Raw genomic sequence first — 13,591 nt, forward strand, 5'->3', positions numbered from 1 at the left:
GGCCTATCCGGATACCCCCCCCTAACTGTGTTAAATAAGTTGTACTGCATTGTTACTGAGTTTTGATGTTTGTGATATGAATTGGAAATCGCTCACCCTTTGAACTTTGTACAATCAGCACATCCCCGTGCTCTGCCACCAGCGTTACCCTGGTTCCTTTAGCGGCGTATACCTTCCGGTTTACCGTGCTGATCGCATCCTCCTGCAGGGTCAGTGTTTCCATTTTTCGCGGTATTTAGCCTGAAATGATCGGCGTTTCGGACGCTCTCCCTGTTTGGGGGTGTTGTAATCCCGGTCGATGATATCAGCTAGCGCGGTGCGTTCAACTCCGTCCTGATCGATTGCCTTGTAGATGCGCTGTCCATGCTCGAACGCTTCATCGTAGATTTTCCAGTACTCTACCACCTTGCCGCGTGATACCCTGATGGTTTGTCCGACCATTGGCCGGGAGTTTGGGAAGTTTACTGTTCTTGGCACATGAAAGATTTAATCGTCAATGTCTACTGGGTGAAGTTCTTTTTGTGACCACTCTGGCAACTGCATTTCAATGATGCCGTAATTGCCTGCTTCGGCGCAAGAGTCGTATCCTGGCCAGGAAAGTTTATCTGTGCATTCTTTAACTGTGTTGAGTGAATGCCTGTATTTGTATTTCCCGTTTTGGAGGTCATCAGGCCTCCACCAGTATACAGCTAACATGTAGGGCGGTACCGTTTGAAGCATAATCATCATGACAACATTAAACTTTCGTCCAGTGATATGTGTAGGTACCTCCAAGTACATACCTTCTGAAAGCTCATACTGGTATTTGGCGGCGTCGTACACGAATTTATTCAGTGTCTGCGCTGAGGTAGTTTTTACCGAGATGATCGCATTTACCCCAATATTCTCTTCGATATTAAAGAAGTCAGGGCGAACGCGAACTTTCAGCCCTGTTTCTTCATCTACTCCGTAAAATGAAACCTCTGACACTGCGCCCTTAAGAATACGAGCTATAATTCCACCGCCATATTGCTTATATCCAAAGCTCAAGCAATCGATAATGAATTGTGTGGTTGCATCGACAGTAGTATAGGGACATTCGGCAATCAATTGTTGCAGATAATCCTTCAATGCTGGCATCTTCATGTTATCCAGATTGGCATTATCGGCCTTATTGACTTTTTCATACCACCTGATGGAGTTGATTACACCATCAGTTGTATTCATTGGATAGTCAGGAGCTATTATCGTCTTATCGAATATTTCTGGCTCCAAGAATGCTTCGTGAACAAATGTTCCGAGTTGAAAGTGCTTCTTTGGTTTTTGTGTTCCGTTCTTGTGTTCTAAGGCTCTTTGCTCCTGGTAGAATTTATAGTGAAACGGCGTTTTTAAAGCCTCCTTAAGGGCAGTTGAAGAGATGTGTTTTGAACGGTGGTATTCCTCCATGCTGTCACGCTTCACAATACCATTTACTGATAGTGCAACCAAGTCAATACTGGTCACCTGGTCACTATTAAATTGGTGGCTATTCAACATGTCATGAAGGGAGGGGTAATCCCCCGGAGAGTATCCGAGGGGATTAAGTTCCTTGTCTGCCACAGCGTTATCCAGGTCTGGTAATTGATCAAAATACCCCATGTCTATTTGATTTTTAGGATGAGAGGCCTAACGGACCATTGATCGGACATGAAATTGTTGGTAGCGTTCTTTTTCTTCCCCATATAGGTAATGAGCAACGCGGTACCACGCTGAATTTGCAGCGCCTCAATTAAACCTACCAACCTCTTACTTCCATTAACTATGGTTTGAGCGCCATCTTCTGTTTTCTCATAAAAAAAGGCGCACGAGAGTTCAACGGGTGCATCTGACTGCATATCTTTGCCCATCCTCTGTTTAATGCTGTCAAAATAGACACGCTTACTCTCTCCAATTTCAGAAGGGGACCAGTAATCAGACATCAGGTCAAATGGCAGCACGTCTGCGGTTGATAGGTCCTCAATTGCATTTGAAATATCAAATACTTGTACCGGTAACGGAGCCGCCTGTACGGCCAACTGTGTGTTTTCTTTACTCATATCTGTTTGGTTTGTGGTTTGATAGGTTTTATCTACCTTTACCTTGTTGTTGTTAAATCTGCCGATTTGCAGTAATGATTTGCCCGGCACGCCACGCTGGGCATTTTTATTGAACCTGTACGATCTCGAAATCTGAGGTCTTTACAAATAGTTTCTTCTCAGTAAGATGCTTAATTGAAGGGCATTGGCCATCTCCAAGGGAATAGGTAAGTTTAGAGCTGCTGCCCAAGGTCTCCACCGTCGCGGAGCTGCTGCCCAAGGTCTTCACCGTCGCGGAGCTGCTGTCCAAGGTCTTCACCGTCGCGGAGCTGCTGTCCCAGGTCTCCACCATCGCGGAGCTGCTGCCCAAGGTCTTCACCGTCGCGGAGCTGCTGCCCAAGGTGATTAAATAGGTAGGGGAATTGATTTCTATATTGTGGTGACCTGACGTATATATGTTGTTGGAGAATAGGAGCTCTTTACCAAATAGACCTTCCAGAATATCTGCCAGCCCTTCAACACGGTAGGATATCCATGAGATATTATCCTTAATTATATTAATTAAATCTTCCATGTTTTGGGACTGATCTGTTCTTTCTGCTTGTCCTTCGCACCAGTCAAGATCCTCTCCCTTTTGCAAGATGAAGGCTTTCACCTCCTCGAAAGTTTTGGTAGCTGTTTCCATGATCAATAGATGAGGTGTTTAGTGTTTTTTAATTATTTGAATGAGATAATAAGCTGATACAGCGGCTAGGACAGTCAGCAACATGAATATGAACTGCCCTATACTTCTGATTCTTCTCCAGGTTGCATGCATGACTTTTGATTTTAAGAACAGGCGGGGAAAATTCAACTACTTCTTTTTTTAAAAACCCCGCCTGCATTGTCTACTGTCTGTTTGAGAATAAAATCAATAACCCAATTGCTTTCAAATCGAGTGGCCGTCTGTAGGGTTGTCTGGCCATTCAGGATCTCTTATGTGATGCATACTTTAGCTTTTGTGCTACGTTTTAGGCAAGGGAATCCCAGGCCGCTATCGCAGCTTGTTTTTGAATTATGAATAAAGCGTTATTTGGTGGAGTGGGCAGGATTCGAACCTGCATGACAACATATCGTGGGAACGGTTAAGGTTCGCAGCCTTTCAGCCTTAACGGAATTAAGCTATACCTTCAGTTGTCTTACGTGCGATAAGCGTCTACCAATTTCGCCACCACTCCATGTAATTAATCGTAATACTGTAGTCTTTCCCGGTCCCTCTCCAGTTGTTCAGCTACCTTCCTATCACGTTGCCACCGGTGAAACTCCGCTATGTCCTCCGGGAAATCCCAATCATGATCTTCTGGTTCATCAATCCAATCTTCTGGTTCTTCAGGCATACAAAATGAGTTTTAAAGTTTGGTAGCAGGGCGAACCTGCCGCCGTTTTGCTAACTGTTTCGTCTAGTTTCCATTACTGGAAAGAAATCTTAGGAGGTTGCGCCAAACACTGCCCACATAGAGGCCTGTTGCATATTGGTTTGAGCAACCGACAGCGCACGGGCATCCTTACCTTCAGCTTTCAGTCTTTCGCAGGCATCGATAAAGGCGGCTGCCAATGTTTTGAGTTCTGCCACGTCAGTGTTCTGTGACGGATTGAATGATTTTCTTACTGCTCTTTCACCATAGGTGAGTACTGGTTCCTGGCTGCATGTGCCCATTACATTTTCCATTTTACTTCAATTTTGCTCCTTCCTTAATAACCCAGACCAGCAGGAGTATTATAGTCAGGGTGGTGATGAAATTATTTAGCTCGTTCATTTATCAGTAGATTGGGCGGTAGGGCGAGCATACCGCCGGCTGTTAAGAACCAACACGTAGGTTGTCTAACCCCAAAAATCTTCGTCGTATATGCTGTCACGTTGAGTAAGCGATTTCCAGAGGCAAATAAGCCCGATGATAGCTAACACACCCACAACACCAGCGCACGCATATGAGAATAATTCGTTCATGTCCATTTTTTGAGAGGTTACATTTTATCCAGGATATTCATCTCAGAGGACTGGTCCTCCAGCAACTTCCTGTGCTCTTCGTCAATCTCTACTCCACGGCGCCGCGCCTCCCTGGTTTCTCTCCTTACTTCTGAATGCCATGCGAGTAACGCTAATACAAAAGCCATTACAAGAAACCCGAATATGTATATTGAAAAATTATTCATTGTTTGCGTTTTTGGTAAGGTTTAAAGATCGGCAGCCAGTGGACACCGGCCGCCTGACCTATTTATCCCTATACCTATGAAATATCTTCACTGTCTAAATAAGCATCTCGCTCAGCGAGGGAGCCGGCTCTTACGCAGCACCAAGCCAGGAAGGCGAGGACCGCGGCACCGGTGATCAGCGTGATCCACATAACCGATCTGTTAGGTCATCAATGATGCACATTTGCCAGAAGGCAAGACCCAGGTAGGCCAGTTGCACCAGCGCATACTTGCTACGCTGTGCAGCAATACATAGGCTGTCCAGCTTCTCCTGGTGGTACCGCATCTGATCCTCAACCGCGATTACTGGTCTCATTGCCATGGCACACAGGATTAATGAGTGATTTAATACACAGGGCCATGGCCACAATACCCACTACAGGTATTACTGCATTCTGAAACACCAGACCGAGGCCTATCATCACGGCGCCACACAGGGCGATTGGTAGTAAATTTGGCTGTCTCATGATCTGTAAATTGAAAGAGTTTATACAGAGGGGCCGAAGCCCCTGGTTTACTTGGTTTTTGCGAATCGTTTCAGTTCAACTGCCAGCGCATTGTAATCATGGACGCCTGCGGAAGACTGGGAGATGACTACTATCTGTTTTTCGCTATTCAGGGCAGCGACCATAACGGGCAGACGTTTGTCGGAGATAACCACCGCTTCTGGGCTGCTCCAGTGTTCAATGCCGAGTTTCTGGCATTTTTTGACGATTTTGGAAAGGGGATTGTTTGCCATGTATAATGGGGTTTAAGGTTATGCGAACACGTTTTTAAGAGTATCCAGAGATGCGCGAAATGCCTGATCTCTCATTTCAATCGCCCTGCCGCGGGCGTTTTTGTGGTGATACGCCTCCGGCTTCAGGCCATCTTTCTTAATGTGACCCAATTCACCGGCTTTCACCGCTGCGTTTAAGGCTTTACGTACCTCGGCAGGTATCTTTCCGGTAATAAGCCGCACACCTTCCATCTGCACCATATACACATTCGCCTGTGCCGCTGTCATTAATCCACGCTGCATCTGGTCGCGGGCGTAATCGATACTGTTTTGCTGACTGGTCATGGGTATTGTAGTTTTTAGAGGTTAGCGATAATATCTTCTGCACTCAATCGGCCAGCTTCGACCAGGTAGTCCCAGGCGGCGCTTATGACGTCCTTAGAATAGAGAGGATGGCCAATATTCAGGGTATCCTGAACTGCCCTCTTTGACTTGCCACTACGCTTCTGAATTATGGTAAGATCACCTGGCAGCAGATACGACCTTATGGCCGTGATAATCTCCGTTCTATTTTGATTGCGTAATTCTACGTATGACATTTTTGGTTACTTTTACTGATTATGCAATGTTTGAGTGTATGTACTTTTGCATTGACAATACAATATTAGTTGAAAAAATGAAACAAAGTGCACTTTGTGTAGACTTTTTTCAATGTTTCGAATTTTTTCAATGAATAACCATGTTTGTTAGATGGATTACAAGGAACAGTTAAAGAAATTAATAGAAATAGTAAAAGAGCATAGTAGGCTGACAGGCAAAAAACTGTCACGAGATGAAATTGCTGCACGTTTAGGATTCGGAGGGACCTACCTGTCAAGATTAATTGGACCTACAGGCGAGGTTAACGAAACGCATATATTGTTGTTTAAGAATAAGTTCTCAGAGGAATTGGCCGCGGCAGGTATACCCTTGGCCGGCGACCCGCTCAATGAGGAGCGGGCGATGTTGCTGGCACTACAGCAAGATTATCTGGAGCTGGCTGCTCGTTTGGAGGGTTTACCAGTGAGGGTGGTAGAGGAGAGGCTAAAAGGAAAAGCCACTCTAATTTTGAAAGGCTTGAATGCTCGTCGGTAGGCAGATTGGTGGACTTTTTCTTCGTCTGTTTCATACGCTCAGATTGTAGGGGTGGAAAAAAGATTTACCGGGTGCCGCCAGTACACTGAAATTATACAGCGCTACCGCAGTGTATCTGCGTAGCGGATTAAATTTGCTAAAAAAATTAGTAAAACAACCAGAATAAATTTCACATGAAAAGAATATTTCTACTTGTTTTATCATTCACCATCAACCATGTCATATTTGGACAAGACTCTATATACCATGTCTTCCCGGCTAAGGATGGGAAAATTTATTATGAACGGATTATTGAGGTGAACAGTGTATCAGCAGACGTATTGTTCTCCAGGGCGCAAGATTGGGCACTAAAAAATTATAATAAATCGAAATCAGCTGAGCAAATTAATGACCGCGAAGGAGGTGTGCTGGCGTACAAGGGGTATTTTGAAAAACCATTTTTTGTTAGCGCAGTATATGGGAGCAAGGTTACGGACATGAGGAGGGTATGGAGCTTGTTGCGTGTTTACGTGAAAGATGGAAAGGTTAAGGCAGTTATTTCGGATGTCGCTATTGAAAGCAATGTATTTGGCTCAAACTCAGTTGGCGGATTAACTCAGCCGGTTAGCAGTACATGGGAAATTGAAGGGTCTATGAAGAATTATGAGAGTAATAAAAAAATGGCTGCTAAGTTCATTCCACCTAACCTAGAATACTTCAAGATTGTCAATCAGGAACTTGAGGGGAGGTTAAACCGACTTGAATCTGCCTTAAAATCTAAATCAGAATCAGAATTTTAAGAAATGTTTACCCCAGATATCGAAAACACAATAGCCATGGTTAAGCCAGACATTGTCGGCAAGCCAGAAGGGCGTATAACCAAACTCTCTGGCCGAATGGGAGAGGAGGAGTTGCAGCTATATGTACCAGGCGAAAACCATTTTTACCCCAGCACCCATATCGGGATGGCTTTAAAGGTTTCAAACAACCGTAATATCGGGACATTTTCAGTTCCTGCAGAAGGCCCGCAAAGACTCCTTGTGGGGGATCAGGCCGTATTATATTTCGATAATGGCGACAGTATGTCCTTCCGGTTTATGATCACCTCCTATAAACACTGCGGGCGCCGACAGAATCACTTCATATTGTCAGATGAGCAGCTCATGTATCTCACAGATAATCCACTGAATGGCATTGAACTTACTGCAGCTAAATCTGGCATAGCAACACCTTATCAATTTAATGAGCAACCAACCCATCAGTACACCACCCCCAAGGACGGACGTAAGCTTTTGATGATATTGGCCAAAAGGGTGGCAGGGACCAAGGTACTAATAACTATAAAGAGATGACTTTTAACCTTATCAAAGACGCCCTGTTGCATGAATTAAGTTCAGGGGAGAGATATAAATCTAAGGCCTTATACCAGAAATGTAATGTAGAGGATGCAGTAGGCGAATTTGCGGCTTTAGAGATATTGCAAGATCCAATAGTTGGATCATGGATTAATGAAATAGTTGAGGATTATGGAGATAAGACAGTATATCTGCAATTAAGGAAAGGGTTTAGCGAGGCAATTGCACTATTTTTAAGCCAAGGAGGGTTTCAGGGCAGGGAGACTCTATTATTAAGCAAGGAAAAACGCGCAGAATACAAGGAGGTACTGGAAATAGAAGAGATGAAAGTTGCTATTATGGCGGCAAGACGTGCGCAAGATGATGCCAAAGAGGCAAAACGTAGGGCCATGTGGGCCAATATTATTGCGATTGGTGCTGTCGTAATATCAATACTGGCCGTCATTTGGGATATGATTAAAGCGCTAGTTTTAAATAAATAATATGATGGATGATCAACAAATTAGGGATAGTTGTAAAAATAAGAGTTATTACGCTTTATCAACCGCACGAATTTTTACTCTTCGAATGCAAAAACTTGACAGATTGTTGAAGTTTAATACCTGTCTTGGTATTCTTGTTCCAAGTTTGCTGGGAGGTATTTTTGCGACATATGGGAATGTGGAGGTGGTGAAAATATTTGTTTCAATTACCGGAATATTGGGTCTTGTTCAGATTGTACTATCTGTCTTATCGCTCGTTTATACTTGGGAAGAAAATAAAGCCTACTATCTGGAAAGCAGCAAGGTAAACCGTCGCATTTATGAAGCCTATAAGAATGCTATGTTGTTATGTGGCGAGGAGCTCATCAAATCACATAGCGAGGTGATGGAGTTAGATGCTAAGCAGAATGATTCTGATGATAAATTCCCATTCAGCAATAAGGAAGAGCAAAAGGGGAATAGGTATGCTTATTATGTTATGAGGGAATGCTGTGAAATTTGCGAAGCTGGAATCACAGAATATAAACTTCCTAAGCTCAAAAAGGGGGAGATTCGATGCGCTAATTGCGGAACAACTAAATCTACTATATGACAGAAAAATCAACGAAAGTAGTAGCAGGATACTACAATCTATCAGAATCTGAAAAGCTTGAAGTTATTGCAGAGATTCAGAAGGAGAGGGGCTATTCAGAACAGACTCGAACTTTTACAAGGGATGATTTTAATGAGCGGACAAAACGTGTAACCGGTCCATCCAGTATGAGTACCTGCCCATGCTGTAAAAAATAGTATGGGAATTTTAATAAATAAAATCTATATCTTTACACTTAGATATTGCATAATAACTATATGCCTGTCTGAGTATGAAAAAACAGCAGAAAAAGCCGAACAATGAACTCACGCCCAAAGTTCTCCGCTTTGGCCGTGAATATGTTATCGACCACAATGGTAAGCAGGCCGCCATCCGTGCAGGATACGCGGCCCGCACTGCTGAACAGCAGGCATCTCGCCTGTTAAGTAATGTTAAGGTCAAAGAGTTCATTTCCTCCCTGGAATCAGAAGTAAACACAAAACTGGAACAGAAGCATGAGCTATCAAAGGATAGGGTGCTTCAGGAGCTTGCCCGTATCGGATTATTCGATGCGCGGAAGCTATTTACCGTGGATGGTGCGATCAAGGCACCATGCCATTGGGAAGATGATGTCGCGGCGGTTATAGTGGGATTGGATGTGCACGAGGACTACGTGTCGGATTCCAACGAAAAGGAGGCTACTGGAGCGATGAAGAAGGTGAAATTGGCTGACAAACTGCGTGCATTAGAGATCATTGGTAAGATGCTGGGATATTACAGCCCGGACAAAACACCCGGCGAAGCAAATACCCCGTCTGTGGTATTCGCCGGCGACCTATCGAAACTGGATGAGAAGGAATTGCGCGCCATGGCAGCCATACAAAAAAAATTGAATGCTTAATATATGGGAAACAGAATTATCCAGGCGCTACCTGCTTGATTTTACCCTGGCCACAAAGCCCGGATTTCAGGCTGGGTGGTTCCATACTAAGTATTACGAAGTTCTTAACAAGTTTGCACAGGGAGAGATCAAGAAGCTGGCGGTTTCGGTTCCTCCACAGCACGGGAAGTCCCAGGGTAGCACCAGGCAGCTGCCAGCGTTTCTAGTAGGTAAAAATCCGGGAAAGCGTATAGCCGTGGCTACATTCAATACCAGCAAGGCCCGCAAATTCAACCGTGAGATTCAGCGAATAATTGAAGATCCTATTTATCAGCAGATATTTCCCAATACCAGACTTGCTACGCCCAAGGATAAGAATTACGTCCGAACGCATGACGAGTTTGACATTGTTGGCTACGAGGGAAATATTAAGACTGTGGGCGTAGGTGGTCCGCTTACCGGTGATCCGGTTGATATCCTCATCATTGATGATATCTATAAGGATCAAAAGTCTGCCTGGTCGCCGACAATTCGTGGTTCGATACAGGATTGGTTCGACACGGTTGCCGACAGTCGTCTTCACAACGATAGTCAAGTATTAATTGTGTTCACCAGATGGCACGAAAAAGACCTTCTGGGGCACCTATTAGGGGTGGAGGATGATTGGGTGGTAATTAATTACCCCGCATTGAAGGTGGGTCCGCCTACAGAAGTCGACCCTCGGAAAGATGGGGAAGCGCTTTGGCCAGAACGACATAGTGTGGAGAAGCTCTTAAAAACAAAAAAACGTAATGAGCATGTGTTTGGGTCGCTCTATCAGGGTAATCCGAAACCGAAGGAAGGGCTGTTATATAAGAACTTGAGAACATACAAGGAGTTGCCGCCTAATACTACAATGGTGCGTGCAGTGATTGATACGGCCGATACAGGTAGCGATTTTCTCTGTTGCATCGTTTACGTGCAGACACCTACCGGTTATTATATTATCGATGTGTACTATACGGCAGACGGGATGGAAGTTACGGAGGATAAAACAGCCGTGTCGCTGGTTAAACACGACGTAATGGATGTGAATGTTGAGAGTAACAATGGCGGCAGGGGTTTCGCCAGGGCAGTTGAGAAGATAGTAAGGAGCATGAAGAACCAACGAATGGCGATTAACTGGTATCATCAGAGTGAGAATAAAGAGGTGAGGATATTCACACACGCTACTGCAGTAATGAACATGGTGTATTTCCCGGAATGGTGGGATGTGAAGTGGCCTAAATTCTATGAAGCCGTTACTGGCTATTTGGCTACTGGCAAAAACACCCACGATGATGCCGCTGATGCGCTCACAATGATAATTGAAAACGAACAATCGGACTACAAAATATATTGATATGATCCTGACGCGAACCGACATAATCCGGATATTGAAGGAACGGCCAAATGCAGCTTCGGTGCTGGCCGGGCAACAAATGAATAAGGTGTTGGCTGTCCATATTGCCGGCATCGGCATGAAGCCATATCTGGAGCTTATCAACTCGTTTGAAAATGAAGATCAGGCACGCGTGCGTCAGAAATATGCAAAATCTAACAAGGATGTCTTTGAGCGCTTAGGGCGCCCTATAGATGATGTGTTTACGGCCCGTGGCGGCTCCATTCTTATGGACTTGCCGAAGGAGCAACAACGAGTCATGCATGAGTACATGGCCGATGTTGAGTGGGGGTATTCGCTGAGGGAGTGGATGGCTAATATCGCACTACCATACTATAAAATGGACCCGATGGGGCTTGTGATGATGGAAGTGGGGCAGAACGAAGCGTACCCAACATATAAGTGTGTTGCTGATATATATGATTATCAGCTTTCCGGCAGAAAGCCGGAATATGTGGTTTTTACCACCCCTATCAAGAATACTTATCGCGTGGTTGACGATGCTAACGACAGAACTGTACGTTGGGATGGTGGCGACTCCATTCAGTTCACAGAAGTGTTTACCAATTATTGGGGATATGTCCCTGCGCGTGTTATATCCGACCTTCTAAGAACAGGTGAGCAGGTGTATTGCTCACCATTTGATGCGGTTGTTGAACTTGCAGACCAGGTATTGCGTGATGGATCTGTTAAGAATGTACTCAAGCTTAAACATGGATTCCCGAAATGGTGGCAGCACCAGATATCCTGTAGCGATTGTAAGTCTACTGGGCTTAAAGAAGGGAAAAGCTGCCCATCTTGTAAAGGGACAGGCAAGAAACTAAGTTACGATGTTGCTGACGTGATCAATGTCCCAATTCCTAAGAATGGAGATCCTCAGATTGCACCAGATGTAGCCGGTTATATTGCCCCTCCTATCGATGGACTTGACATGCTTACAGCTGAAATTAAGCTGCTAGAAGAGGAGATGGTTCATACCGTTTGGGGGACATACGACAAAGAGAACTCAAAGGACACAGCCTTTGCCTGGCTCCTCGATGCACAGCCTAAAATCAAGCGTCAGAACAAATTCGCGAACTGGGCAGAATACCTGGAGCAATTTATACTCACCGCAATGTGTGAGTTTTATTATCCTTCATCGTTTAAGGGCTGCTCTGTTAACTATGGCAGATGCTACATACAGGAAACGCCCGAGGCGGCATGGGAGAAGTATCAGGACGCCCGTAAGAATGGTGCCCCGCAGACATCACTAGATGAATTGCTGCGTGAATACTACTATACAAAGTATTCGCATAATAGCCTTGAGCTTCAAAAGCACATACGCCTCATGAAGATTGAGCCATTTGTTCATCAGACTATTCAGGAAGCGAAATTGACCGCTGGTGGGACTGTTGACTATGTGGCAAAATTATACTTCACTGAGTGGCTGGGGACTTTAGGCGAAGGGGACCCTGTCTTCGTGGACCAACAGGTTTTAAGGAGCAGGCTCTACACATATGCGGAGCAGAAATATAAGGCAATGCCGAAACCTATTACAGTTTAATCATTCATTTAAAATAAAAATTATGCATCACACACAGAAAAAGAAATTCGAAAAAATGTTGGCAGACGGAGGCTCTATAGAGCAAGTAAGAGTTGCAATGGAAGAGGCAAATGTGGAAGAAGATGAGATTGCGGCATTCTTATCTGGAGAAGGCTCTTTGCAAAATCCTGGTGAATCCCAGACTGATAAACAGGAAGCAGATCAATCAGGCCACCCAACCTACGAGATGTGGAAAATGGAGGTGAGTTATGAATCCGGTAGCCCTGTTCTGGAAAAGGCAAAAAAGATAAAAGATATCAAGATTGACGACAACCGTGCAGCACGGCTCAATCTGCACCGATTCAACACTAAAATTGAATACTTTAAAAAGTAAGTATATGCTATCAGTAGAACAACAGAAACAAATCGCCAAACTTCTGAAACTGGATGAAGCTACCTTCCTGGCTGCAATAACTGCAGAACAAGAAACCACTGTAGATATACCAACAGTAAGTGTATTTACTTCGCAGGAGCTGCAAACTCGCGATACCAATCAGGAGCGTATTGGGTACGACAAGGGCAAAGACGCAGGACTCGACCTGTTCATCAAGGATCAGAAAAAAGCGTATTCTCTCGATTTTGAAGGTAAAGATCCTGCAAAGTTCATGGAAGCAATTCAGGGCAAGATTCTGGCTGATGCCAAGGTTGAACCGAACAAACAACTCTCCGAGAAGGAAGATATGATCAAAACGCTGCAAGCCAGTGTAGCCTCCTTACAGGCGGAGGCAAATAACGCTAAGGCGGCACATCAGACAATGATGCGTAAGAACAAACTTATGGCAGCTGTTCCTGCGGGCCTTCCACTCGATAAGGACGAGGTGATATTGGCTATGGAATCAAAGGGATACAGCTTTGAGGATGGTGAGAATGGAGAGATTGTTACGAAACTCAATGGCCAGGTTGTCCGCGATCAGTCCACTGCTGGCGCCCGCGCACATTCAGAAGTTGTCTCCGACTTCATTAAGGAGCGAAAGTGGCCTGCTGAACCGAAGGAGGACAAAACTGGCAGAGGCGACAAAACGAAACTGAAAACAGTGGGAATTTCTAAAATGAGTGAGGCTAAGGCGGCCTGGACCGCGGAAGGTAAATCGGAGAACTCAGCTGATTTCCAAGCCTACGTAAACGCGATCGCCAAGGAGAATCCCAATTTTGATATAGAAAATTAATACTTATTTAGGGCATTACTTGTAACATGTAATGCCCTA

The 13,591-nt window shown here is 44.6% G+C and carries 22 protein-coding genes and 1 tRNA gene; 10 read left to right on the plus strand and 13 right to left on the minus strand.

From position 1 onward, the window contains the following. Positions 1–52: 52 nt before the first annotated feature. From KW844_RS14540 to KW844_RS14600, 13 genes are all read right to left on the minus strand, one after another. Entirely contained in the window at positions 53–223 is a 171-nt protein-coding gene (locus KW844_RS14540) for a hypothetical protein (protein ID WP_218377508.1), read from the minus strand. Further along, on the minus strand, positions 211–441 hold the full coding sequence (locus KW844_RS14545) for a hypothetical protein (protein ID WP_218377509.1): 231 nt from the start codon (positions 439–441) through the stop codon (positions 211–213). Before KW844_RS14545 ends, KW844_RS14540 begins: the two co-directional genes overlap by 13 nt. 45 nt (positions 442–486) lie before the next feature. Beyond that, entirely contained in the window at positions 487–1,617 is a 1,131-nt protein-coding gene (locus KW844_RS14550) for a PD-(D/E)XK nuclease-like domain-containing protein (RefSeq protein WP_218377510.1), read from the minus strand. A gap of 2 nt (positions 1,618–1,619) precedes the next feature. Beyond that, a complete protein-coding gene (locus KW844_RS14555) occupies positions 1,620–2,054 on the minus strand; it encodes a hypothetical protein (RefSeq protein WP_218377511.1) in 435 nt (144 codons plus the stop codon). Between the two features lie 106 nt (positions 2,055–2,160). Further along, the gene (locus KW844_RS14560) at positions 2,161–2,718 is read right to left on the minus strand and encodes a hypothetical protein (RefSeq protein WP_218377512.1); all 558 of its coding nucleotides are present in this window, start codon (positions 2,716–2,718) and stop codon (positions 2,161–2,163) included. A 388-nt stretch (positions 2,719–3,106) separates the two neighbouring features. Further along, positions 3,107–3,250: transfer RNA gene (locus tag KW844_RS14565), tRNA-OTHER, on the minus strand. 6 nt (positions 3,251–3,256) lie between these two features. After that, positions 3,257–3,409, minus strand: a complete 153-nt coding sequence (locus KW844_RS14570; protein ID WP_218377513.1) for a hypothetical protein — start codon at positions 3,407–3,409, stop codon at positions 3,257–3,259. Between the two features lie 89 nt (positions 3,410–3,498). Next, positions 3,499–3,741 carry a hypothetical protein gene (locus tag KW844_RS14575; protein WP_218377514.1) on the minus strand — a complete coding sequence of 81 codons (243 nt, stop codon included), beginning with the start codon at positions 3,739–3,741 and terminating at the stop codon, positions 3,499–3,501. A gap of 296 nt (positions 3,742–4,037) precedes the next feature. Continuing rightward, on the minus strand, positions 4,038–4,187 hold the full coding sequence (locus tag KW844_RS14580; RefSeq protein WP_218377515.1) for a hypothetical protein: 150 nt from the start codon (positions 4,185–4,187) through the stop codon (positions 4,038–4,040). Positions 4,188–4,401: 214 nt separating this feature from the next. Then, positions 4,402–4,587 (minus strand): hypothetical protein, encoded by a 186-nt coding sequence (locus KW844_RS14585; RefSeq protein ID WP_218377516.1) that lies wholly within the window; start codon positions 4,585–4,587, stop codon positions 4,402–4,404. Continuing rightward, positions 4,559–4,732 carry a hypothetical protein gene (locus KW844_RS14590; protein ID WP_218377517.1) on the minus strand — a complete coding sequence of 58 codons (174 nt, stop codon included), beginning with the start codon at positions 4,730–4,732 and terminating at the stop codon, positions 4,559–4,561. The genes KW844_RS14585 and KW844_RS14590 overlap by 29 nt, the downstream gene beginning before the upstream one ends. Positions 4,733–4,779: 47 nt before the next feature. After that, positions 4,780–5,004, minus strand: a complete 225-nt coding sequence (locus KW844_RS14595) for a hypothetical protein (protein WP_218377518.1) — start codon at positions 5,002–5,004, stop codon at positions 4,780–4,782. A gap of 18 nt (positions 5,005–5,022) precedes the next feature. Next, complete coding sequence (locus KW844_RS14600) at positions 5,023–5,328, minus strand: hypothetical protein (RefSeq protein ID WP_218377519.1); 306 nt, start codon at positions 5,326–5,328, stop codon at positions 5,023–5,025. A gap of 405 nt (positions 5,329–5,733) precedes the next feature. On the opposite strand from KW844_RS14600, the gene KW844_RS14605 reads away from it, so the two are divergent. The 10 genes from KW844_RS14605 to KW844_RS14650 all read left to right on the plus strand — a co-directional run bounded on the left by KW844_RS14605 (position 5,734) and on the right by KW844_RS14650 (position 13,552). Beyond that, positions 5,734–6,117 carry a hypothetical protein gene (locus tag KW844_RS14605; protein ID WP_218377520.1) on the plus strand — a complete coding sequence of 128 codons (384 nt, stop codon included), beginning with the start codon at positions 5,734–5,736 and terminating at the stop codon, positions 6,115–6,117. A 173-nt stretch (positions 6,118–6,290) separates the two neighbouring features. Further along, positions 6,291–6,896 (plus strand): DUF4468 domain-containing protein, encoded by a 606-nt coding sequence (locus KW844_RS14610; protein WP_218377521.1) that lies wholly within the window; start codon positions 6,291–6,293, stop codon positions 6,894–6,896. Between the two features lie 36 nt (positions 6,897–6,932). Next, entirely contained in the window at positions 6,933–7,448 is a 516-nt protein-coding gene (locus KW844_RS14615) for a hypothetical protein (RefSeq protein WP_218377522.1), read from the plus strand. Then, complete coding sequence (locus KW844_RS14620; RefSeq protein ID WP_218377523.1) at positions 7,445–7,933, plus strand: hypothetical protein; 489 nt, start codon at positions 7,445–7,447, stop codon at positions 7,931–7,933. The genes KW844_RS14615 and KW844_RS14620 overlap by 4 nt, the downstream gene beginning before the upstream one ends. A gap of 1 nt (position 7,934) precedes the next feature. Then, positions 7,935–8,525, plus strand: a complete 591-nt coding sequence (locus KW844_RS14625; protein WP_218377524.1) for a mobilome CxxCx(11)CxxC protein — start codon at positions 7,935–7,937, stop codon at positions 8,523–8,525. A 271-nt stretch (positions 8,526–8,796) separates the two neighbouring features. Next, positions 8,797–9,405 (plus strand): terminase small subunit, encoded by a 609-nt coding sequence (locus KW844_RS14630; RefSeq protein WP_218377525.1) that lies wholly within the window; start codon positions 8,797–8,799, stop codon positions 9,403–9,405. Then, positions 9,398–10,765 carry a phage terminase large subunit gene (gene terL, locus KW844_RS14635; protein ID WP_218377526.1) on the plus strand — a complete coding sequence of 456 codons (1,368 nt, stop codon included), beginning with the start codon at positions 9,398–9,400 and terminating at the stop codon, positions 10,763–10,765. The genes KW844_RS14630 and terL overlap by 8 nt, the downstream gene beginning before the upstream one ends. A 1-nt stretch (position 10,766) precedes the next feature. Then, positions 10,767–12,347, plus strand: a complete 1,581-nt coding sequence (locus KW844_RS14640) for a zinc finger-like domain-containing protein (protein ID WP_218377527.1) — start codon at positions 10,767–10,769, stop codon at positions 12,345–12,347. A 22-nt stretch (positions 12,348–12,369) separates the two neighbouring features. Then, the gene (locus tag KW844_RS14645) at positions 12,370–12,720 is read left to right on the plus strand and encodes a hypothetical protein (RefSeq protein ID WP_218377528.1); all 351 of its coding nucleotides are present in this window, start codon (positions 12,370–12,372) and stop codon (positions 12,718–12,720) included. A 4-nt stretch (positions 12,721–12,724) separates the two neighbouring features. Then, complete coding sequence (locus tag KW844_RS14650; RefSeq protein ID WP_218377529.1) at positions 12,725–13,552, plus strand: hypothetical protein; 828 nt, start codon at positions 12,725–12,727, stop codon at positions 13,550–13,552. Positions 13,553–13,591: the final 39 nt, after the last annotated feature.

The sequence above is a fragment of the Chitinophaga sp. sic0106 genome, assembly GCF_019219075.1.
In the GTDB taxonomy this organism is placed as follows: Bacteria; Bacteroidota; Bacteroidia; order Chitinophagales; family Chitinophagaceae; genus Chitinophaga.

Excerpts from the sequence above, each read along its gene's own strand:
- KW844_RS14580 (WP_218377515.1), bottom strand. The coding sequence starts at position 4,187 with ATGGCTTTTGTATTAGCGTTACTCGCATGGCATTCAGAAGTAAGGAGA.
- KW844_RS14645 (WP_218377528.1), top strand. The coding sequence starts at position 12,370 with ATGCATCACACACAGAAAAAGAAATTCGAAAAAATGTTGGCAGACGGA.
- terL (WP_218377526.1), top strand. The coding sequence starts at position 9,398 with ATGCTTAATATATGGGAAACAGAATTATCCAGGCGCTACCTGCTTGAT.
- KW844_RS14615 (WP_218377522.1), top strand. The coding sequence starts at position 6,933 with ATGGTTAAGCCAGACATTGTCGGCAAGCCAGAAGGGCGTATAACCAAA.
- KW844_RS14570 (WP_218377513.1), bottom strand. The coding sequence starts at position 3,409 with ATGCCTGAAGAACCAGAAGATTGGATTGATGAACCAGAAGATCATGAT.
- KW844_RS14610 (WP_218377521.1), top strand. The coding sequence starts at position 6,291 with ATGAAAAGAATATTTCTACTTGTTTTATCATTCACCATCAACCATGTC.
- KW844_RS14560 (WP_218377512.1), bottom strand. The coding sequence starts at position 2,718 with ATGGAAACAGCTACCAAAACTTTCGAGGAGGTGAAAGCCTTCATCTTG.
- KW844_RS14640 (WP_218377527.1), top strand. The coding sequence starts at position 10,767 with ATGATCCTGACGCGAACCGACATAATCCGGATATTGAAGGAACGGCCA.
- KW844_RS14625 (WP_218377524.1), top strand. The coding sequence starts at position 7,935 with ATGATGGATGATCAACAAATTAGGGATAGTTGTAAAAATAAGAGTTAT.
- KW844_RS14620 (WP_218377523.1), top strand. The coding sequence starts at position 7,445 with ATGACTTTTAACCTTATCAAAGACGCCCTGTTGCATGAATTAAGTTCA.
- KW844_RS14595 (WP_218377518.1), bottom strand. The coding sequence starts at position 5,004 with ATGGCAAACAATCCCCTTTCCAAAATCGTCAAAAAATGCCAGAAACTC.
- KW844_RS14650 (WP_218377529.1), top strand. The coding sequence starts at position 12,725 with ATGCTATCAGTAGAACAACAGAAACAAATCGCCAAACTTCTGAAACTG.
- KW844_RS14545 (WP_218377509.1), bottom strand. The coding sequence starts at position 441 with ATGGTCGGACAAACCATCAGGGTATCACGCGGCAAGGTGGTAGAGTAC.
- KW844_RS14590 (WP_218377517.1), bottom strand. The coding sequence starts at position 4,732 with ATGAGACAGCCAAATTTACTACCAATCGCCCTGTGTGGCGCCGTGATG.
- KW844_RS14540 (WP_218377508.1), bottom strand. The coding sequence starts at position 223 with ATGGAAACACTGACCCTGCAGGAGGATGCGATCAGCACGGTAAACCGG.
- KW844_RS14575 (WP_218377514.1), bottom strand. The coding sequence starts at position 3,741 with ATGGAAAATGTAATGGGCACATGCAGCCAGGAACCAGTACTCACCTAT.
- KW844_RS14585 (WP_218377516.1), bottom strand. The coding sequence starts at position 4,587 with ATGGCAATGAGACCAGTAATCGCGGTTGAGGATCAGATGCGGTACCAC.
- KW844_RS14630 (WP_218377525.1), top strand. The coding sequence starts at position 8,797 with ATGAAAAAACAGCAGAAAAAGCCGAACAATGAACTCACGCCCAAAGTT.
- KW844_RS14605 (WP_218377520.1), top strand. The coding sequence starts at position 5,734 with ATGGATTACAAGGAACAGTTAAAGAAATTAATAGAAATAGTAAAAGAG.
- KW844_RS14555 (WP_218377511.1), bottom strand. The coding sequence starts at position 2,054 with ATGAGTAAAGAAAACACACAGTTGGCCGTACAGGCGGCTCCGTTACCG.
- KW844_RS14600 (WP_218377519.1), bottom strand. The coding sequence starts at position 5,328 with ATGACCAGTCAGCAAAACAGTATCGATTACGCCCGCGACCAGATGCAG.
- KW844_RS14550 (WP_218377510.1), bottom strand. The coding sequence starts at position 1,617 with ATGGGGTATTTTGATCAATTACCAGACCTGGATAACGCTGTGGCAGAC.